15 protein-coding genes are annotated in these 20,512 nt (G+C 64.7%); 10 read left to right on the plus strand and 5 right to left on the minus strand.

Going from position 1 to position 20,512, the window contains the following annotated elements:
* The first annotated feature begins 174 nt into the window (after positions 1–174).
* From C0V82_RS24500 to C0V82_RS24535, 8 genes are all read left to right on the plus strand, one after another.
* Complete coding sequence (locus tag C0V82_RS24500) at positions 175–6,087, plus strand: beta strand repeat-containing protein (protein ID WP_158660180.1); 5,913 nt, start codon at positions 175–177, stop codon at positions 6,085–6,087.
* A gap of 147 nt (positions 6,088–6,234) precedes the next feature.
* The gene (locus tag C0V82_RS24505; RefSeq protein ID WP_102115019.1) at positions 6,235–6,687 is read left to right on the plus strand and encodes a hypothetical protein; all 453 of its coding nucleotides are present in this window, start codon (positions 6,235–6,237) and stop codon (positions 6,685–6,687) included.
* Between the two features lie 405 nt (positions 6,688–7,092).
* Positions 7,093–8,682 (plus strand): sigma-54-dependent transcriptional regulator, encoded by a 1,590-nt coding sequence (locus tag C0V82_RS24510; protein WP_102115020.1) that lies wholly within the window; start codon positions 7,093–7,095, stop codon positions 8,680–8,682.
* Positions 8,683–8,704: 22 nt separating this feature from the next.
* Positions 8,705–9,028: a hypothetical protein gene (locus C0V82_RS24515; RefSeq protein ID WP_102115021.1), complete on the plus strand. Its 324-nt coding sequence runs from the start codon at positions 8,705–8,707 to the stop codon at positions 9,026–9,028.
* A gap of 139 nt (positions 9,029–9,167) precedes the next feature.
* Positions 9,168–9,359: a hypothetical protein gene (locus C0V82_RS24520; RefSeq protein WP_102115022.1), complete on the plus strand. Its 192-nt coding sequence runs from the start codon at positions 9,168–9,170 to the stop codon at positions 9,357–9,359.
* 290 nt (positions 9,360–9,649) lie between these two features.
* A complete protein-coding gene (exbB, locus tag C0V82_RS24525) occupies positions 9,650–10,426 on the plus strand; it encodes a tonB-system energizer ExbB (protein ID WP_281493033.1) in 777 nt (258 codons plus the stop codon).
* Positions 10,427–10,431: 5 nt separating this feature from the next.
* Positions 10,432–10,872, plus strand: coding sequence for a TonB system transport protein ExbD (exbD, locus tag C0V82_RS24530; protein ID WP_102115024.1), 441 nt, complete (start codon positions 10,432–10,434; stop codon positions 10,870–10,872).
* The gene (locus C0V82_RS24535) at positions 10,869–11,570 is read left to right on the plus strand and encodes an energy transducer TonB family protein (protein WP_102115025.1); all 702 of its coding nucleotides are present in this window, start codon (positions 10,869–10,871) and stop codon (positions 11,568–11,570) included. Before exbD ends, C0V82_RS24535 begins: the two co-directional genes overlap by 4 nt.
* Before the next feature lie 21 nt (positions 11,571–11,591).
* Here C0V82_RS24535 and C0V82_RS24540 read toward each other — a convergent pair whose 3' ends face one another.
* Both C0V82_RS24540 and C0V82_RS24545 read right to left on the minus strand, forming a co-directional pair.
* On the minus strand, positions 11,592–14,726 hold the full coding sequence (locus tag C0V82_RS24540; protein WP_102115026.1) for an efflux RND transporter permease subunit: 3,135 nt from the start codon (positions 14,724–14,726) through the stop codon (positions 11,592–11,594).
* Positions 14,723–16,156, minus strand: a complete 1,434-nt coding sequence (locus C0V82_RS24545; protein WP_158660182.1) for an efflux RND transporter periplasmic adaptor subunit — start codon at positions 16,154–16,156, stop codon at positions 14,723–14,725. The genes C0V82_RS24540 and C0V82_RS24545 overlap by 4 nt, the downstream gene beginning before the upstream one ends.
* A gap of 319 nt (positions 16,157–16,475) precedes the next feature.
* Between C0V82_RS24545 and C0V82_RS24550 the strand changes: the two genes are divergently transcribed.
* Together C0V82_RS24550 and C0V82_RS24555 are read left to right on the plus strand one after the other, a co-directional pair.
* Positions 16,476–17,471 carry a glycoside hydrolase family 43 protein gene (locus C0V82_RS24550; RefSeq protein ID WP_102115028.1) on the plus strand — a complete coding sequence of 332 codons (996 nt, stop codon included), beginning with the start codon at positions 16,476–16,478 and terminating at the stop codon, positions 17,469–17,471.
* A 75-nt stretch (positions 17,472–17,546) separates the two neighbouring features.
* Positions 17,547–18,467: an alpha/beta hydrolase gene (locus C0V82_RS24555; protein WP_245924322.1), complete on the plus strand. Its 921-nt coding sequence runs from the start codon at positions 17,547–17,549 to the stop codon at positions 18,465–18,467.
* Between the two features lie 8 nt (positions 18,468–18,475).
* Here C0V82_RS24555 and C0V82_RS24560 read toward each other — a convergent pair whose 3' ends face one another.
* The 3 genes from C0V82_RS24560 to C0V82_RS24570 all read right to left on the minus strand — a co-directional run bounded on the left by C0V82_RS24560 (position 18,476) and on the right by C0V82_RS24570 (position 20,398).
* The gene (locus C0V82_RS24560; protein WP_102115198.1) at positions 18,476–18,727 is read right to left on the minus strand and encodes a DUF1272 domain-containing protein; all 252 of its coding nucleotides are present in this window, start codon (positions 18,725–18,727) and stop codon (positions 18,476–18,478) included.
* 91 nt (positions 18,728–18,818) lie between these two features.
* Positions 18,819–19,595 (minus strand): amino acid ABC transporter permease, encoded by a 777-nt coding sequence (locus C0V82_RS24565; RefSeq protein ID WP_102115030.1) that lies wholly within the window; start codon positions 19,593–19,595, stop codon positions 18,819–18,821.
* Entirely contained in the window at positions 19,592–20,398 is an 807-nt protein-coding gene (locus C0V82_RS24570; protein WP_102115031.1) for a transporter substrate-binding domain-containing protein, read from the minus strand. Before C0V82_RS24570 ends, C0V82_RS24565 begins: the two co-directional genes overlap by 4 nt.
* Between the last annotated feature and the right edge of the window lie 114 nt (positions 20,399–20,512).

Raw genomic sequence — 20,512 nt, forward strand, 5'->3', positions numbered from 1 at the left:
CCTTTTTGTGCGTGTCCGCGGTTGGGTACCTTTCCGGTTGTCGGCTCCAGATTGCGTGGGCTTCGGTTAATTCGGCATATGTCTTGCATGACAATTTCGGATTAATCGAGAAGGAGATCTTCCAGGCAGGGAAGGTTTCCGTAGATCCACTTTTCATGCTCTGGAGTCCTAGCCATGTCGATCCTCTCGTTTCTCTCGACTACTCAGATCGGCCAGCTGAGCACGACAGCAATCGGCAACTGGACGACTTCAGACCTTCGTCAACTCTCGTCAACACAGACCAGTGCGCTGTCGACCACCCAAATCGGGGCTCTGACAACGACGCAGATGGCGGGGCTGCTCACAACGCAGCTCTCGGGACTTGCAACGACAACCGTTGCCGCGCTGACCAGCACCCAGCTGAATGCAATCTCGACGACCAACCTGACGGGTTTGAGCACGACGCAGTTCACTGCGCTCACCACAACTCAGGTTTCCGGCCTCAGCACCACGCTGGTTCGCAGCCTCAACAGCACCTACATCGCCAATCTCTCGACGACGCAGATCGGCGGATTGAGCACCACCCAGATCACCACGCTGAGCACCGCCCAGGTGCAGTCGCTGGAAACCACCGACGTCGCGGCTCTGTCCACAACCCAGATCGTGGCGCTGACCACGGCCCAGATCGTGGCTCTGGCTAGCACGCAGTTTGCGGCCATTGAGACCACCGATCTGGCGGCCCTGACCACGACCCAGTTCCGGGTGCTGACCACCACTCAGATCGCCGGGCTGTCGACCACCCAGGTCGGTGTCCTGACGACGACCCAGATCGCCTCGCTGACCACCACCCAGGTGCGTGGCATCGAGACCACCGATCTCGCCGCCCTCTCCACCACCCAGATCGGCGGCCTGACCGCCGCCCAGATCACGGCCCTGACCACCACCCAGGTCGGCGGGTTCGAGACCACTGATCTCGCGGTGTTGAGCAGCACCCAGCTGAATGCCCTGTCGAGCGCACAGGTCGGCAGCCTGACCACGACCCAGGTCAATGCCCTGTCCTCCACCCAGATCGGTCAGCTGGGCACCGCCCAGGTCCGTGGCCTCAACAGCACCCAGGTGGCGTCTCTCTCCACCACCCAGATCGGCGGATTGAGCACCACCCAGATCGCGTCGCTGACCAGCACCCAGATCAGCGGGCTGGAAACCACGGACATCGCGGCCCTGTCCACGACCCAGATCGTGGCGCTGACCACGGCCCAGATCGTGTCTCTGACCACGACACAGTTCGCGGCTATTGAGGTCACCGATCTGGCGACCCTGACCACGACCCAGTTCCGTGCCCTCACGACGACCCAGATCGCTGGGCTGAACACCACCCAGGTCGGTGTCCTGACGACGACCCAGATCGCCTCGCTGACCACCACCCAGGTGCGTGGCATCGAGACCACCGATCTCGCCGCCCTCTCCACCACCCAGATCGGCGGCCTGACCGCCGCCCAGATCACGGCCCTGACCACCACCCAGGTCGGCGGGTTCGAGACCACTGATCTCGCGGTGTTGAGCAGCACCCAGCTGAATGCCCTGTCGAGCGCACAGGTCGGCAGCCTGACCACGACCCAGGTCAATGCCCTGTCCTCCACCCAGATCGGTCAGCTGGGCACCGCCCAGGTCCGTGGCCTCAACAGCACCCAGGTGGCGTCTCTCTCCACCACCCAGATCGGTGGCCTCTCCACCACTCAGATCGCGTCGCTGACCACCACCCAGATCAGCGGGCTGGAAACCACGGACATCGCGACCCTGTCCACGACCCAGATCGTGGCCCTGACCACGGCCCAGATCGTGTCTCTGAATAGCACGCAGTTCGCGGCCATTGAGACCACCGATCTGGCGGCCCTGACCACGACCCAGTTCCGTGCCCTCACGACGACCCAGATCGCTGGCCTGAACACCACCCAGGTCGGTGTCCTGACGACGACCCAGATCGCCTCGCTGACCACCACCCAGGTGCGTGGCATCGAGACCACCGATCTCGCCGCCCTCTCCACCACCCAGATCGGCGGCCTGACCGCCGCCCAGATCACGGCCCTGACCACCACCCAGGTCGGCGGGTTCGAAACCACTGATCTCGCGGTGTTGAGCAGCACCCAGCTGAATGCCCTGTCGAGCGCACAGGTCGGCAGCCTCACCACGACCCAGGTCAATGCCCTGTCCTCCACCCAGATCGGTCAGCTGGGCACCGCCCAGGTCCGTGGCCTCAACAGCACCCAGGTGGCGTCTCTTTCCACCACCCAGATCGGTGGCCTCTCCACGACCCAGATCGCGTCGCTGACCACCACCCAGATCAGCGGGCTGGAAACCACGGACATCGCGACCCTGTCCACGACCCAGATCGTGGCGCTGACCACGGCCCAGATCGTGTCTCTGAACAGCACGCAGTTTGCGGCTATCGAGACCACCGATCTGGCGGCCCTGACCACGACCCAGTTCCGTGCCCTGACAACGACCCAGATCGCCGGGCTGAACACCACCCAGGTCGGTGTCCTGACGACGACCCAGATCGCCTCGCTGACCACCACCCAGGTGCGTGGCATCGAGACCACCGATCTGGCCGCCCTCTCCACCACCCAGATCGGCGGCCTGACCGCCGCCCAGATCACGGCCCTGACCACCACCCAGGTCGGCGGGTTCGAGACCACTGATCTGGCGGTGTTGAGCAGCACCCAGCTGAATGCCCTGTCGAGCGCACAGGTCGGCAGCCTGACCACGACCCAGGTCAATGCCCTGTCCTCCACCCAGATCGGTCAGCTGGGCACCGCCCAGGTCCGTGGCCTCAACAGCACCCAGGTGGCGTCTCTCTCCACCACCCAGATCGGTGGCCTCTCCACCACCCAGATCGCGTCGCTGACCACCACCCAGATCAGCGGGCTGGAAACCACGGACATCGCGACCCTGTCCACGACCCAGATCGTGGCCCTGACCACGGCCCAGATCGTGTCTCTGAACAGCACGCAGTTCGCGGCTATCGAGACCACCGATCTGGCGGCCCTGACCACGACCCAGTTCCGTGCCCTCACGACGACCCAGATCGCCGGGCTGAACACCACCCAGGTCGGTGTCCTGACGACGACCCAGATCGCCTCGCTGACCACCACCCAGGTGCGTGGCATCGAGACCACCGATCTCGCCGCCCTCTCCACCACCCAGATCGGCGGCCTGACCGCCGCCCAGATCACGGCCCTGACCACCACCCAGGTCGGCGGGTTCGAGACCACTGATCTCGCGGTGTTGAGCAGCACCCAGCTGAATGCCCTGTCGAGCGCACAGGTCGGCAGCCTGACCACGACCCAGGTCAATGCCCTGTCCTCCACCCAAATCGGTCAGCTGGGCACCGCCCAGGTCCGTGGCCTCAACAGCACCCAGGTGGCGTCTCTTTCCACCACCCAGATCGGCGGATTGAGCACCACCCAGATCGCGTCGCTGACCAGCACCCAGATCAGCGGGCTGGAAACCACGGACATCGCGGCCCTGTCCACGACCCAGATCGTGGCCCTGACCACGGCCCAGATCGTGTCTCTGAACAGCACGCAGTTCGCGGCCATTGAGACCACCGATCTGGCGGCCCTGACCACGACCCAGTTCCGTGCCCTCACGACCACCCAGATCGCCGGGCTGAACACCACCCAGGTCGGTGTCCTGACGACGACCCAGATCGCCTCGCTGACCACCACCCAGGTGCGTGGTATCGAGACCACCGATCTCGCCGCCCTCTCCACCACCCAGATCGGCGGCCTGACCGCCGCCCAGATCACGGCCCTGACCACCACTCAGGTCGGCGGGTTCGAGACCACTGATCTGGCGGTGTTGAGCAGCACCCAGCTGAATGCCCTGTCGAGCGCACAGGTCGGCAGCCTGACCACGACCCAGGTCAATGCCCTGTCCTCCACCCAGATCGGTCAGCTGGGCACCGCCCAGGTCCGTGGCCTCAACAGCACCCAGGTGGCGTCTCTCTCCACCACCCAGATCGGTGGCCTCTCCACGACCCAGATCGCGTCGCTGACCAGCACCCAGATCAGCGGGCTGGAAACCACGGACATCGCGGCCCTGTCCACGACCCAGATCGTGGCCCTGACCACGGCCCAGATCGTGTCTCTGGCCAGCACGCAGTTCGCGGCCATTGAGACCACTGATCTGGCGGCCCTGACCACGACCCAGTTCCGTGCCCTCACGACCACCCAGATCGCTGGCCTGAACACCACCCAGGTCGGTGTCCTGACGACGACCCAGATCGCCTCGCTGACCACCACCCAGGTGCGTGGCATCGAGACCACCGATCTGGCCGCCCTCTCCACCACCCAGATCGGCGGCCTGACCGCCGCCCAGATCACGGCCCTGACCACCACCCAGGTCGGCGGGTTCGAGACCACTGATCTCGCGGTGTTGAGCAGCACCCAGCTGAATGCCCTGTCGAGCGCACAGGTCGGCAGCCTGACCACGACCCAGGTCAATGCCCTGTCCTCCACCCAAATCGGTCAGCTGGGCACCGCCCAGGTCCGTGGCCTCAACAGCACCCAGGTGGCGTCTCTCTCCACCACCCAGATCGGTGGCCTCTCCACCACCCAGATCGCGTCGCTGACCAGCACCCAGATCAGCGGGCTGGAAACCACGGACATCGCGGCCCTGTCCACGACCCAGATCGTGGCCCTGACCACGGCCCAGATCGTGTCTCTGGCTAGCACGCAGTTCGCGGCCATTGAGACCACCGATCTGGCGGCCCTGACCACGACCCAGTTCCGTGCCCTGACAACGACCCAGATCGCCGGGCTGAACACCACCCAGGTCGGTGTCCTGACGACGACCCAGATCGCCTCGCTGACCACCACCCAGGTGCGTGGCATCGAGACCACCGATCTGGCCGCCCTCTCCACCACCCAGATCGGCGCTCTGACCACTACCCAGATTGTGGCCCTGACTACGACACAGGTCGGCGGGTTCGAGACCACTGATCTGGCGGTGTTGAGCAGCACCCAGCTGAATGTCCTGTCGAGCGCACAGGTCGGCAGCCTGACCACGACCCAGGTCAATGCCCTGTCCTCCACCCAGATCGGTCAGCTGGGCACCGCCCAGGTCCGTGGCCTCAACAGCACCCAGGTGGCGTCTCTCTCCACCACCCAGATCGGTGGCCTCTCCACGACCCAGATCGCGTCGCTGACCACCACCCAGATCAGCGGACTGGAAACCACGGACATCGAGGCCCTGTCCACGACCCAGATCGTGGCCCTGACCACGACACAGATCGTGGCTCTGGCCAGCACGCAGTTCGCGGCCATTGAGACCACCGATCTGGCGGCCCTGACCACGACCCAGTTCCGTGCCCTCACGACGACCCAGATCGCTGGCCTGAACACCACCCAGGTCGGTGTCCTGACGACGACCCAGATCGCCTCGCTGACCACCACCCAGGTGCGTGGCATCGAGACCACCGATCTGGCCGCCCTCTCCACCACCCAAATCGGCGGCTTGACAACCACCCAGATTGCGGCCCTGACCACGACACAGGTGGTTGGTATGGAAGGAACTGACATCGCAGTACTGACCAGCACGCAGCTTACGGGGCTGACAGCCACTCTGGTTCAGAGCTTGACGACGACCCAGGTCGCCGCCTTCACCTACACCCAGGTCGGCCAGTTCAGCACAACCCAGATCCGGGCGCTGGAAACCAGCGACATCGCGGTTCTGGGAACGGCACAGGCCACCATTCTGAACAGCACGCAGCTGGCGGCGTTGACCACAACCCAGGTCGCCAACTTCAGCACCACGGCAGTAGCTCAGCTGACGGGTGGCGGACAGTTCCCGGTCTTCACCTCCACCTTCGTGTCGGGTTTGACCACAACGCAACTGGGTGTGTTGAGCTCGGCGCAGATCAGTGCCTTCACGACCACTAGTATCGTGGGGCTGAGCACGACGCAGATTTCGTCGCTGTCCACCACCCAGGTCGGTGGTCTGGAGACGACGGATATCGCGGCGATGAACACCACGCAGATCGCTGGTTTCACCTCCACGCAGGTGTCGTCGATGACCTCCGCTCAAATCAACGCCTTGTTCATGTAACCTGCTTGATCCTGGCTAGGGCCGGGCCTGTCCCACGGGACAGGCCCGGCCCTTTCCTTTTGTGCGGGGCCCATACGATGGGTCACATTGCCCTGACAGTGCGCGTCGGTCAGGATAAAGCATCGCCAATTACCCCGACGGGCACCGATGCATCATCGCCAGATTCTCGACATGGCCCTGCGGGAGCTGCCTGCCGCCAAGGCGGCCTATCTTTCCCGTGTGGCTGATAACCTGTCCCGCGATCCGACGCTGGATGAGCGGTCACACCTGCTCTATCCCGTGTTGGCTGCAGCCGCAGCCGGCATCGAACCTGTGCTGCCGCCGCCCGAATGCGCTACCTTGATCGTCGCCTTCCTGACCAGCCATGCGGACGGCATCGCACACGCGCTCTACTCCCCCGCTTATCTGCGCGACGGGGCGGCGGCGATGGCGCCCTGGGCCGCACGGCTGCAGGCCGGGATTTCCACAGCCATCATGGACCAGTTGCAACGCGGCACCCTGGTTCTGGATGAACCTAAGGTATGGCGCTTCAGCAGTAGCATGGGCGAGCAGCCCCGCTTCCCCTATGGGGAGGAGCCGGAGGAAGAGGATCAGGATTGATCGGAGAAAGTCCGGCACGGCGACCGGGGCGGGCCGCCGTGCCGACAAGGTACCGCATCTTTGCCCTGAACCGAAAAGTGGGCCCGGCGGCGGGGCTGCCGGTAAGGCGGCGCAGTGGAAACGATCCAACCGGATCATCTCGCCCTGCGGCGTCGGCATAACCATCCGGGCTGTGGCCCTTGACGGCTAACGATTGTGGCGATTTCTTTCATCGCCTCTAAATCCGGTATCAGCACAGCAAATCACGGGCCAGTTGCCTGAAACCGGCTGTTTCCCTGGACGCCGAACATGGAAACACCCCCGTATGTCCTGTCTGGAAACACTATCCATTGCCTTTTGCAATCACCTTCTATCATTCAGCAAGACGTCCTTGCTGAACGCAACGCCCCATGCAATCATCCTTCCATGCTGACTGAACCCGCCCGTATCCTGATCATTGAGCCGGCTCCATCCCTGTCACATGCCTATGTGACGGCACTGAAGCGCGATGGGCATGCCCTGTCCGTTGTCGATGGCGGGGCGGCGGCGCGAAAGGCCTTGGCGGCCTCCGGCGGCACCGATCTGCTGCTGGTCAATCTGCAGCTACCCGATGGCCCCGGCATAGACCTGCTGCGTGACCTAACCCAGGCGGGCCTGGCCGCCCGCGCCATCGCCTTGACGGCACAAGGGTCGGTTCAGGTGGCCGTTGATGCCATGCGGGCGGGGGCCGCCGATGTACTGCTACTGCCGGTGGGCACCGACCGGCTGCGCGGCGCTGTCTCCACGGTCCTGGCCCAGCCGGTACCGACGCGTGAGGCCGGGGGCAAGACGTCGAAAGCCAAGGGCGCCAAGGCCGCAGCCGCGGAACCCGCCGTCACCGAATATTCCTTCTACGGCTTCATCGGTGCGTCGCCGCCCATGAAGGCGGCCTACCGCCTGATCGAGGCGGCAGCACCATCCAAGGCAACCGTCTTCATCACCGGCGAAAGCGGTACCGGCAAGGAGGTTTGCGCCGAGGCCATCCATCGACGGAGCCCCCGCGCCCAGGGTCCCTTCATCGCCATCAACTGTGCCGCGATTCCGAAGGACCTGATGGAGTCGGAGATTTTCGGCCATGTGAAGGGGGCCTTCACGGGGGCCAGCACCGACCATGCCGGTGCGGCGTTGCAGGCCGATGGCGGCACCCTGTTCCTGGACGAAATCGGCGAGATGGACCTGTCCCTGCAGGCCAAGCTTTTGCGCTTTCTCCAGACCGGCATGGTCAAGAAGGTGGGCAGCGAGAAGCTGGAGCCGGTGGATGTGCGCATCGTCTGCGCCACCAACCGCGATCCATACGCCGAGGTGCAGGCGGGCCGGTTCCGCGAGGATCTGTTCTACCGCCTGCAGGTGATCTCCATCGAACTGCCGGCACTGCGCGAGCGCGGCGACGACATCCTGCTGATCGCCCGCCATTTCCTGGAAAAATATGGGCGGGAGGAGCGTAAATCCTTCAAGGGCTTCGATAAGGAAGCCGAGGGCATCCTTCAGACCTACGCCTGGCCCGGCAATGTCCGGCAGTTGTTGAATGTTGTGCGCAATGTCGTGGTGCTGAATGACGGGGACGAGATCAAGCCCTTCATGCTGCCCCCGCCCCTGAACAAGCCGACCATGATCGTGCCGCCGATTCTGCATGATCCGCGTTGGGCAGCGGTTGCCGGCCCCCTGGCCAGCCAGATCGGGCAGGCCTTCCCCGCCCTAGCCGCCCCGCCGTCCGGACCATTCGGGGGCCTTGGCATTCCGGGTGTGCCCATTCCCGGCATTGGCCCGGCCACGCCCGCTGCACCGCCACCGGCATCGGGCACTGCCGACGGTTGGCAGAATGATGAACGCCGTATCCGCCCGCTGTGGCAGGTGGAGGAAGAAACGATCGATGAAGCCATCCGCCTGTGTCACGGCAATATCACCCGTGCGGCGGCTTTACTGGAAATAAATCCCTGCACCATTTATCGTCGTCGCCAGAAAAAGCGTACGGGCTGAGACGGGAACGGAAAGAACGGCCATGATTACCGAGATCCGTCACATCATCTTCTCCAATGACGAACTGAAGCTTGTCTTTCAGTCGGTGCCGCTTGACGGGTTCGATCCTGCCCGCCGCATCACCCGCATCCAGGTGGTGGAGGGTCCCCCGCCTTCCATCCGCATCCAGAGCGAGGCGGCCGGCGGCGGCGGCCGGTCGGAGCTGGAGGTGGAAAGCTACCAGCTGGCTCGCCTGATGGTCGCCTATTGCCGCGACAAAAAAATCCCTCTGCCCAAGGATGCGCTGAAAACCATCCACGCCCAGGGGGACGCGCTCTGCTTCTCGATCATGAGCACGTTGGGCTGATCGCACCTCCTTTCCCATCGGACTATGCCAATGGAACAGGTCGCGGCTTGGATTCCATCTGGAACCATCCTATATTGTTTGATGTAGGAACAGTCCCGGTGGGCAATCACCGGTTCACGACCAGACGGAAGACACGCACATGGAAGTCAGCAGCTCTGCCGGCTATGCCACGGCCCTGAAACAGCTGAATATTACGCAGCAGTTTCAGACCGAACAGGTCCGTGCCTCATCTGACCAGTCGCAGCAGGTGACCAACCTGCTGGCGGGGAGCGGTTCAACCCGTCCCGCGGCGACCGGTGGCCGTGGCCAGATCGTCGATATCCAGGCCTGATCCCGCCATCTTAAGATTCTCCGAACCTAAAAAGGGCCCGGTCGGGACATCGACCGGGCTTTTCCTTTTATGCCAAGGGGTATGACCCATGCCCCTTGGAGGTCGCCGACGGGCGGCCCGCGCCTGAGGGAACAGGTAACAACCAATAGCCATGGTCCATGGCTATTGGTCCCGAGGGCCTATCTCAGGCGCGACGTTTCGGCACGACACATGCGCCGCGAACGCAGTTGCAACTCAATCGCATGTGCAGTACCACCAGATCGGGACATGTTTCCTTTTGGGGGCCTGCGATGGCGAAGCGGAAATTCGGGTGGATCGTGGCGGGTGCGGCTCTTTCGGGGCTGCTGGCCGGGCCGGCGCTGGCGGAACCGTCGCTGAGCGGCCACGCCTTGTCGCCCTGGGGCATGTTCATGGCCGCCGACTGGGTAGTCAAATCGGTGATGATTGGGCTGGCCGGGGCGTCGGTCGCCACCTGGACCATTTTCATTGCCAAGCTGCTGGAATTGTCGGCGGCCAAGCGGCGGGCTGCTGCATCGCTGGCCCGGCTGGACAGTGTCCGGGGCCTGGCGGATGCCACTGCCGGCCTGAATGATGGCCGCGACCCGGCGGCCCCCCTGCTGCATGCTGTGCTGGAGGAGATGGAGCAATCGGCTGACCTGCCGCCCGAGGGGATCAAGGAACGCGCCGCCAGCCGGCTGGAACGGATCGAGGCGGCGACGGCACGGGCCAGCGCGCGCGGCACCGGCGTCCTGGCCTCCATCGGCGCCACCGCCCCCTTCGTGGGCCTGTTCGGCACCGTCTGGGGCATCATGAACAGCTTCATCGGCATCGCCGAAAGCCATACGACCAATCTGGCCGTCGTGGCGCCGGGCATCGCTGAGGCGCTGCTGGCCACAGCCATCGGTCTGGTGGCCGCCATCCCCGCCGTGCTGGTCTATAACGCCCTGACGCGCAGCATCGGCGGTTATCGTGCCCAGGTGGGCGACATTGCCGCCGCCGTCCTGCGTCTGCTGTCGCGGGATCTGGACCGGCGTGGGGTGAAGCCGCGCCTGCGCGCTGCGGAGTAAGGACAATGGCCACCAAGCTGCGCACCGGCGGGGATGATGACCTGTCGGAAAATCACGAGATCAATGTCACGCCCTTCATTGATGTGATGCTGGTGCTGCTGATCATCTTCATGGTGGCGGCCCCGCTGGCCACCGTCGATGTGCCCGTCGACCTGCCGGCGTCCAGCGCGCCCCAGGCCGAGCGTCCGCCCAAGCCCCTGTTCCTGTCGGTGAAGGCCGACCTGTCGCTGGCCATCGATGAAACGCCGGTGGCCAGCAACAACGCGCTTGCCGCCGCCCTGAACGCCGCCACGGGCGGGGACAGGGAACAGCGCGTGTTCCTGCGCGCTGACAAAACCGTTGCCTATGGCGACCTGATGGCGGTGATGAACAACCTGCGCGATGCCGGCTATCTGAAGGTGGCGCTGCTGGGTCTGGACGGGGCCGCGGTGGGGGCCGCACCGTGACCGGTCTGGCGGCCATGCCCGCCGGCGGTATGCGCTGGCCCCTGGCCTTTGCCCTGGCGGTCGGGGCGCATCTGGCCGTGGCCGGGTTCGTCGCCCTGAAACCCCATGCGCCAGCTCCGATGGAGCCGCCACCACCGCCCCCGGCTCTGCTGCTGGACCTGGCCCCGCCAGCGCCGCCGCCGCCCCCTCCCCCGCCACCACCGAAACCGATGGCGCAGGCACCGGCGCCAAAGCCGCCGCCGGTGATCGCGCGTGCCGTGGCAAAGCTGCCGCCACCGCCGCCCAGACCCGCTCCCCGCACCGAACCCGTGGCGGAACTGCCGCCGCAACCGATCGCCACACCGGCCCCGGCCCTGACCGAAACGGCACCGGCCCCGCAGGCTAGTGCCCCCGCCGGGCCACCGCCCGACGCCCTGGCCGCCTTTCAGGGGCGTTTGATGGCGCATCTGGGCAAGCACAAGCGCTATCCCATGAGTGCGCGGCAGCGGCGGCAGCAGGGAACCGCCTGGGTCCGCCTGACCCTGGACCGCAATGGCCGCGTCCTGTCACAGCAGTTGGAACGCGGTTGCGGGGTAGAGGCACTGGACCGGGAGGCGGAGGAGCTGCTGGACCGTGCCCAGCCGCTTCCCCCCATCCCCCCGGAACTGGGACAGGACCAGATGGAACTGGTCCTGCCCGTGGAGTTCAGCCTGCGCTGAGGGTGAGAGGGTCGCCCCCTCTCACACCGCCACCACCGGCTGCCGCCGGCCAAACCGGCCCCGGACCCAGCCAATCCCCCGCTTGGCATCCTCCACCAGCATCAGCAGGGCCGGCATCAGCAGCAGGACCAGAACCGTGGCCGTCCCGATGCCGAAGACAAAGGTGATGGCCATGGGCACCAGGAAGGCCGCCTGGAACGCCGTCTCGGTCAGCAGCGGCAGCAGGCCGAAGATGGTGGTCAGCGAGGTCAGCAGCACCTGGCGCAGCCGTTCCGCCGCCCCATGCACCACCGCACTCTCCACGGCTTCCCCCTCCTTGATGCGGTCATCGATGCTGCTGACCACCTGGATACTGTCATTCACCAGCACGCCGGCCATGCCCATGATGGCGATGTAGGACCAGATGGTCATGTCCGCCCCCATCACCCAATGGCCAAAGATGGTGCCGGCGATGGAGAAGGGGATGATCATCAGCACGGCGAAGGGCCGGGCGAAGCTGCCCATGATCCAGGCCAGCACCAGATAAATGGCGCCCAGCGAGACCAACATGCCCATCATGAAGTCAGACCAGAACTCTTCCTCCTGACGCGACCCATCATTCTGGTCCTTCTTGACGCCATACTTCTCCATGATGCCGGGCAGGTGGTTCTTTTCGATGTCGCTGCGGATCTCGCCTGAATTACCCTTCAGGTGATCGACCTCGGCAAAGATCGATACGGTACGCTGGCCCTTGTTGCGCAGGATACGCGACAGGCCGGGCCGTTCCGACAGTTCCACCACATCGGCCAGCGGCACCTGCATGCCGGTGGGCGAACGCAGCTTCAGACTGGCCAGTAGCGCCTCCGTCTGGTCGCTTTCCGGCAGGCGGACGCGCACCGTGACCTCCTCATCGCCCTTGGCAAAGCGCATGGCGATGGCGCCGTCCATGGCATCACGCAGCTGGCGACCCACATTCTCGGTGGTGAAGCCCAGGGCCTCTCCGCGCGGGGTGACCTTGACCACCAGTTCCGGCTTACCGGCGGGCAGGTTGTCGCGCGCCCCGCTGACCCCGCCATAGGTCATGATAACCTTCTTCAGTTCCTCCGACGCGGCCTTCAGCACATAGGGGTCATTATGGACCAGACGAAAGCCGAAGCCGTCGCCGCCAAACCCATCCTGTTCGGTGGAGAAGATCACCTGATCGATACCGGGCAGCAGCTTGGTCTCCGCCTCCCACTTCTTCATGATATCGGGCAGGCGCTGTTCACGGTCGTCGGCTACGGAGAACTCGACTTTCATGGAGCCGATATAATCGCCGACCTGTTCGGGCAGGTTGTTGCCGGTCGTGACGCCCAGCTTACCGAACGTCATCTTGACGATCTCACCCCGTGGCAAGCCATAGGCGGCCTCGACACGGTACAGGGCGGCTTCGGCCTCGTCGATCTGCTTGGCCACCACCTCACGCGGGGTACCGGGGCTGAACAGCAGGTTCAACTGCGCCTGGTTGCCCTCCGGCTGCGGGAAGAAGGCGAACTTCACATGGCCGCCGGCCTGCAACCCGATGGCCAGCGCCATGATCGTGACTGCCGCCGCAACCGTCAGTCCACGGTTATGCGTGGCCCAGGCAATGGCCTGCGTGAAGGGCCCATCACGGAAGCTGATGAATTTTGCATCGAACGCCACGCGCAGCTTTGACGGCGGTGACTTCTGCCCCTTTTCCAGTGCGTGGCGCATGTGGGACGGCAACATCAGGAAGCAGCCCAGAAGAGAGGCGATGATCACCGCGATGGAGATGGCGGGCAGCGGCATTACATATTGCCCTGTCGTCCCGCTCATCATCAGCATCGGGCCGAAGGCGGCAATGGTGGTGATGGCGGCGGCCGTGACGGGCCAGAACATGCGCTGGGCGGCCCGTTCCACGGCCTTGGCCGGCTCCATGCCCTTATCCATCAGGGTCTGGCCATGTTCGGCCACCACGATGGCATCGTCACAGATGATGCCCGTCATCATGATCAGGGCGAACAGGCTCATCACATTGATGCTCTGCCCGATCAGCACCATGATGGCGAAGGTGACCAGGAAGCTGACCAGGATGTCGATGGCGATCCAGAAGGTAACCCAGGGCCGCAGGAACACCACCAGCACAGCCATGACCAGCACCATGCCGCCGACCGCATTATCCATCAGCATGCCGATGCGATCTTCCAGCGCGTCGGAATTGCGGTCATAGCTTTCGACCGTCACGCCAGGCGGCAGGGTCGGGCGCAGTTTTTCAAGGTACGCATCCACCCGTTCGGTGATGGCGATCAAATTGCCGTTCTTGGAGGTCTGAAGCGACAGGTTGATGGCGGGATTGCCATTGCGCCGTCCGGTCACGCCCCGGTCGTCAAAGGCATCGCTGACCTGGGCCACCTGCCCCATGGTCACGCGCTGGCCCTGCGCGTCGGTGCGCAGCGTCAGTCCGGCGACACCGGCGGCATCATCCTGCCGGCCCATGGACCGCATCTGCTTTTCAATATTGCCCGACAGAGTACCCGACGGCACATCGGTCGATGCCTGGGCCAGACGCTGGGCAATCGACCCCAGGGTGGTATCCAGGCGCTGCAGCTCCGCCGCCGGCACCTCCACCCAGATCTCGGCATTGCGCAGACCGGACATATAGACACGGTCCACACCCTGCGCGGTCACCCCGTCACGCACCTGCTTGGCCAGCGCCCGCAATGCGGGTTCCGGCAGAGGACCGGAGATCGCCAGTTCCATCAGTTCGTCGGTGATGGTGAAGCGGTTGATCACCGGGCGTTCCGCACTCTGCGGCAGGGTGGTGATGTTGTTGATCGCGCTTTCGACCTCCGACAGGGCCTTGGCCATGTCGGTGCCATGCTTGAAATTGATGAACAGTTCGCCGATGCCTTCGCGCGACCGGCCCGTCACCTCATCAACGCCTTCCAGGAACCGCACTTCGCGTTCCATGGCCTCGATGATGGAGCGGTCGATATCGTCGGCGGACGCGCCCTGCCAGGCTGTCCCGACATAGATACCCGGCACATCAAAGTCCGGTTCCATCTGCCGTTCCAGCTTGGCCAGCGCCCAGAAGCCGGCGATCATCATCATGATCATCAGGATATTGGCCGCCACCTTGTGGCGGATGAAGGTGCGGATCAGGCCGGCGCTGTTCATTCGCTCTTCTCCCCGGCCCCAGCCTTATCCTGATTGTCCTTATCCTGGGTTTCCTTGGGCGGGTTGGTGGCGACCTGGGCGCCGGGGGCCGGCGTCTCGCGGACCGCAACCTTCAGACCGGGTCCGATTTCCTGGAACCGGGTGGTCACCACTTTGACGCCATCGCTCAGCCCCTTATCGACGAACACGGCATCGCTGGTGCGGGCCACCACATGCACCTTGGTGCTTTCCAGCCGGCCCTCGGCATTGGCGATATAGACGGTATCATTGCCATGAACCGCCGTGACGGGCAGACGATGGACCGCAACATAGGCACGGTCGGGCAACGCAACCTCTACAAAGGCGCCGGGGCGCAGCGGCTGATCCAGGCTTTGTGCCTCAAGTCGTACGAAGATGGTGACGCCGCCCGTGGCGGTGTCAATCCGGTCGATCACCCGTTCCACGGTCGCCGGATAGGTCAGGCGCTGCTCACCCAGCTTCCAGGTGACCTCCGCCCGGCGGCCCACCACGCCCGCCCCATCGGCAGCCAGTCTTCCATAGGCCTCGGTCGACAGGGTGACGCGGGCCTCCAGCCCTTCAGTGCCCGACAGGGTGGCGACCTGATCGCCCGCCGATACGCGCATGCCCACCTCCGCCTTGGTCTGGCCGACAAAGGCATCGAACGGGGCGGTCAGCTTGGTGCGGGCCAGATCCGTCTCTGCCCGATCCAGCATCGCCTTCAACCGGTCAATGGCCGCTTCCTGCTGCCGGACGCGGGCGGCCCCGGCCTGCGACCCGTTTTCCATGGCGGCCAGGGTCTGGCGTTCCGCCGCCAGGGCCCCTTGCGTCTGTTCCAGCCGCGCGATGGAGATGGTGCCCTTTTCATACAGGGACTGGGCGCGTTCCTGCTCGCGCTCCTTGATGCCCAGTTGCTGACGGGCCAGTTCGGCGCGCGACTTCTCCGCCGCCGCTGTGGCGCGCAGCTCATCCAGCCGCGCCCGGGCCTCGGCAAGTTGCGCCCGCGTCTCCCGTACCGTCAGTTCATAATCCCAGGGGTCGATCTCCAGCAGCGTTTCTCCCGCCTTGACCAGACCGCCGTCGCGCAGGGCCGGCGACACCGCCTTGACAGTCCCGGCCACCAGGGGCCGCAATTCCGCCGATCGGCCCGCAACCAGCGTGCCCATCAGACTCATGTCCGGGCGGTGGTCGGCGCGGGCGACGTTCACCGCATCCACAGACCAGACCCGTTCCGGCCGGTCCTCCCGCGCCACTTCCGGCTTGCTGGCCACCATCAGGGTGAAACCGCTGACACCCAGAAGCAGGACACCGCCAATGGCCACCACGCGCTTTGACCGCGGCCCCAGGGCCGCCCATTTCGGCATGCGCAGCCGGTCGCCCCAGCCGCGCAGCGCCCAATGGCGCCCCATCTGTACCGTCCCCACCTTTTCCATGCCGTCCCCCGTCTGCCTGGCCATCGCCATTGATTGGATGGGCGGGTCACACCTTCCCCGGCACGGCCCTACCCCTGGGACGCCATGATTGCAGCCCGTGTGCCAGCGGCGGAAATGGCGGAAACCCTGGGTTTTCTGAAAGCACCCGTCCCTGACCGATGGCCGGCAACACCATATTTTCGCCTTATTGGCAAATCATCGCGATTTTCGCCATGGCAGGAGCTGACACCCTCGGGGGCAGCAGAAGGGGAGTTCGTTGACGGCTAAATAATCTTATTATATTGTTAATGAAAAATTATAACCCTGGGAGGTTTGTGCCATGGCAAAGAACTGGCTCCATCTGTCAGTCGCATTGTTAGCGCTAACAGTTTTAACCACCTCCCCCACCGTGGCGCAGACGGGATCGAACCCCATCATCCGCGACAAGTTCACCGCCGATCCCGCCCCGCTGGTGGTGGGTGACCGGCTGTATCTCTATGTCGGGCATGACGAGGCGCAGCGCGACGAGATGTTCAACATGAAGGAGTGGCTGGTTTATTCCACCACCGATATGAAATCCTGGACCGGCCATGGCCCCATCATGAAGGTGGCGGATTTCAAATGGGCGAAGAAGGATGCCTGGGCCTCACAGACGATCCAGCGCAACGGCAAGTTCTGGTTCTATGCCGCCGTCGAACATGACGACACCCATCCCGGCAAGGCCATCGCCGTCGCCGTATCGGACAGCCCGACCGGCCCATTTGTGGATGCCAAGGGATCGGCGCTGATCACAAATCAGATGACGCCCAAGGGCACCCATAGCTGGGAAGATATCGACCCCACCGTCTTCACCGATGATGACGGCACGACCTGGATCGCCTGGGGCAACCGCCAGTGCTACATCGCCAAGCTGAAGCCCAACATGATCGAAATCGACGGCCCGATCACGGAGATCACGCCCCCGCACTTTGAGGAGGGGCCATGGCTGCATAAGCGTGGTGATCTCTATTACCTGACCTATGCCTCGCTCGACCGCGCCACCCACCGGGATGAAAAAGTGTCCTATGCCACGGCCCCGTCGATCCAGGGTCCCTGGACCTATCGTGGCGAACTGACGGGATCGGGCAAATACAGTTTCACGATCCATCCCGGCATCGCGCAGTTCAAGGGCAACTGGTACCTGTTCCTGCACAATGCCACCCTGACCATCGGCGACCTGAATGGTGCCCTGGGCCGGCGCGCCGTTACGGTGGAACATCTTCAATATAATCCCGACGGCACCATGAAACCGGTGATCCAAACGGACGCGGGCGTTACCGCCCCGCCTCCGCGCTAACCGCATAACAACGGATAACAATCAATCAAACAGGGAGAAATGACCATGGGGCTGACCAGCACCCTCCGGCACGCCATGACGGTACGGGCAACGTTCAAGGCGACCCTGGTCGCCCTGGCGCTGACCCTTCCGGCACAGGCGCAGAATGACAAGATGACGCCCATCGCCATTCCGGCACAGCCGGCGGCAATTGAGCTGGGCACAGGCCCCCTGCCCGATGCCAAGGTGCCGGAATCCTGGCACAGCCAGTATGGCAGCCTGTTCGCCCGCAATGTCACGGTCGCCACGCTGACCCCCTTCCTGCCCGACCCCGCCAAGGCCACGGGGGCGGCAGTGGTGGTGGCGCCCGGCGGTGGCTTCCGCACCCTGTCGATGAGCAATGAAGGCTGGGACGTGGCCAAGGCCCTGGCCGACAAGGGCGTGGCGGCCTTTGTCCTGAAATACCGGCTGAACCAGACGCCCGCCGACATGCAGGCCTTTGAACAATCGATGCGGGAGATGTTTTCCGGTGCAGCCCGCCCGGCCCGGCCCAAGCCGGATGACATGATCGCCGCCATCGCCCCACAGATCGCCGATGCCCGCGCGGCCTTCGCGCTGATCCGCCGGCGCGCGGCCGAATGGAGGGTCGACCCGGACCGGATCGGCATGGTCGGCTTTTCCGCCGGCGCCATGCTGACCATGGCCACCGCCGTGGCCGGGCAGGACGCGAAACCTGCCTTCATCGGCAATATCTACGGCCCGCTGGCCGCCATGACAGTGCCCGCCGACGCCCCGCCGCTGTTCGTGGGCCTGGCCGCAGACGATCCCCTGTTCGGCAATACCGGCTTCGGCCTGATCGAGAACTGGCGGGCGGCCAAGCGGCCCGTGGAATTTCACCTGTTCGAACAGGGCGGCCATGGCTTTGGGATGTACCAGAAGGAAACCACCAGCACGGGCTGGTTCGACGCCTTCACCCGCTGGATTGCCATGCACGGCTACCTGAAGCCCAAGGGCTGACCGGTTGTTCAGAAGGCGGGCGCGCCGCATTTCTCCGGCTTGAACACCCGCACCGTGGATGGCGGTGCCCCGGCCCATTTAGCCTGTGCGCGTGTTGGCCGGGGTGACAGGGTGCCGCCGCAATTGGGGCAGCGCCCCCGCAGCCGTCCTTCCGCACAATCCCGGCACCATGTGCACTCGAAGGAGCAGATATAGGCCCCCTCCTGATCCGCCGGCAAATCCCTGTCGCAGCATTCACAGCCCGGCCGCATCTCCAGCATCACACCCTCCATGATCACGCGCGACAGTGAAACGGCAAACCGCGCGGCGGGCAAGGCTGGGACCGGACAGGCGGCGGACCTTTCCGGCCTTTCACCCCTTCGACCCCCACCGCCCCTCCAGCCAGCGTGACAGGCGCGACAGCAGCAGCAGGATCACCAGATATTCCAGTGCCAGCAGCGTATAAAGCTCCAGAGGGCGATAGGTCTGGGTTTGCAATTCGGTGGCGCGGCGGGTCAGTTCGGCCAGCCCGATGGCGGATGCCAGCGAACTGTCCTTCACGGTATGGATGAACTGCCCCACCGTGGGCGGCAGCATGCGACGCAGCGCCTGGGGCAACACGATGCGCCGCAGGGTCAGCCAGCGGCCCATGCCCAGCGATTGCGCCGCCTCCACCTGCCCCCGCGGCACGCCTTCAATCCCAGCCCGAAAAATCTCCGACAGGAACGCCCCGGCATTCAGCGCCAGTGCGATCACCGCCGCTGTGAAGGGCGTCAGGTCAGTGATCCAGCCCAGAAGCGCGAACCACACCCCGTCCGGGTCCAGCCCCTGCACCAGAATGGGCAGCGCATAGAAGACCCAAAGCAGCAGCACGAACAGCGGCAGGGTCCGCATCAGCTCGACATAGCCACCGCTGACCATCCGCACGGCCCGCCACCGGCTGCCCCGCGCGATGGCGGTGACCAGCCCGATGATCATGGCCAGCCCCAGGGCCGCCGCTGACAGGCCCAGGGTGAGCCCCGCGCCGGCCAGCAGGAAGGACAGGTTGCCCAAACCTTCGTCCGTACGTGGATCAACAATATGCCACCCTTCCCCGCCGCAGCCCGACAGCAGCAGGGGCAGCAGCAGCAGGGGCAGGCCGAGCCTCACCGGGCCGTCCCCGCACCCTCGAACCAGGTCTTGAACAGCCCGTCAAAGAACCCGTCGGCCAGCCGCGCATCGACCCATTTATTGAGCCACAGCATCCATTCGCCATCGCCCGGCAGGGTCATCATGGCGTTTTCCGTATCGGTACCGGGCCGCGCCCCCTGGGTCAGCATGGTCAGCTGCGGATATTCCCGTCCGATCTTGGTCAGGAAATAGAGATTGTCGGTAAAGGCCGCCTGCGCCCGGCCCGCCAGCACCTCGGTGAAATCAATGACGGGATCAGCCACCGACAGGATGCGGGCCTTCGTGAAGACCTTCCTGGCCATGGTCTCTGGTGCCGTCCCCTGCTGCACCGAAATGGTCACGCCCGGCTGGTCCAGATCGTCCCAGCTTTTGAAGCGCTCTGCATCCTTGTTCAGGATCAGGGGGATGAAGGTCGGGCGCAGATATGCCTTGGTGAAGGCCACGGCCCTGGCCCGTTCCGGGGTCACCGTCACGCCGGTGGCGGCGATGTCGTATTTGCGGGCCATCAGGCCGGCGACAAGGGTGGGCCAGGTGGCCTGCACCAATTGCAGCTTCACACCCAGATCGGCGGCCAGCCTCTCGGCCACCTGCACCTCATAGCCTTGGAACCCACCCGTCTTCACGTCGCGGAAGGAATAGGGGAAATAATCCCCCGTGGTGCCCACACGCAGCACGCCCGCCTTGCGCACCTTCTCCAGCAGTGATGCCCCCTGCGCCATAACGGGTCCGGCCAGGGTCGTGGCAAGGGCGGCAAGGATCAGGTCGCGGCGATGAAGTGGCATGGCGGCTCCAGCATGGATGAGACCTCATGGTTGCCGCACTGCGAAACGGGGTCAACAGGGAATACAACGGCCTCTGAAAGACAATGCCCCCGCCCGGTTTCCCGGACGGGGGAG

The organism is Niveispirillum cyanobacteriorum, assembly GCF_002868735.1.
GTDB classification, from domain to species: Bacteria; Pseudomonadota; Alphaproteobacteria; order Azospirillales; family Azospirillaceae; genus Niveispirillum; species Niveispirillum cyanobacteriorum.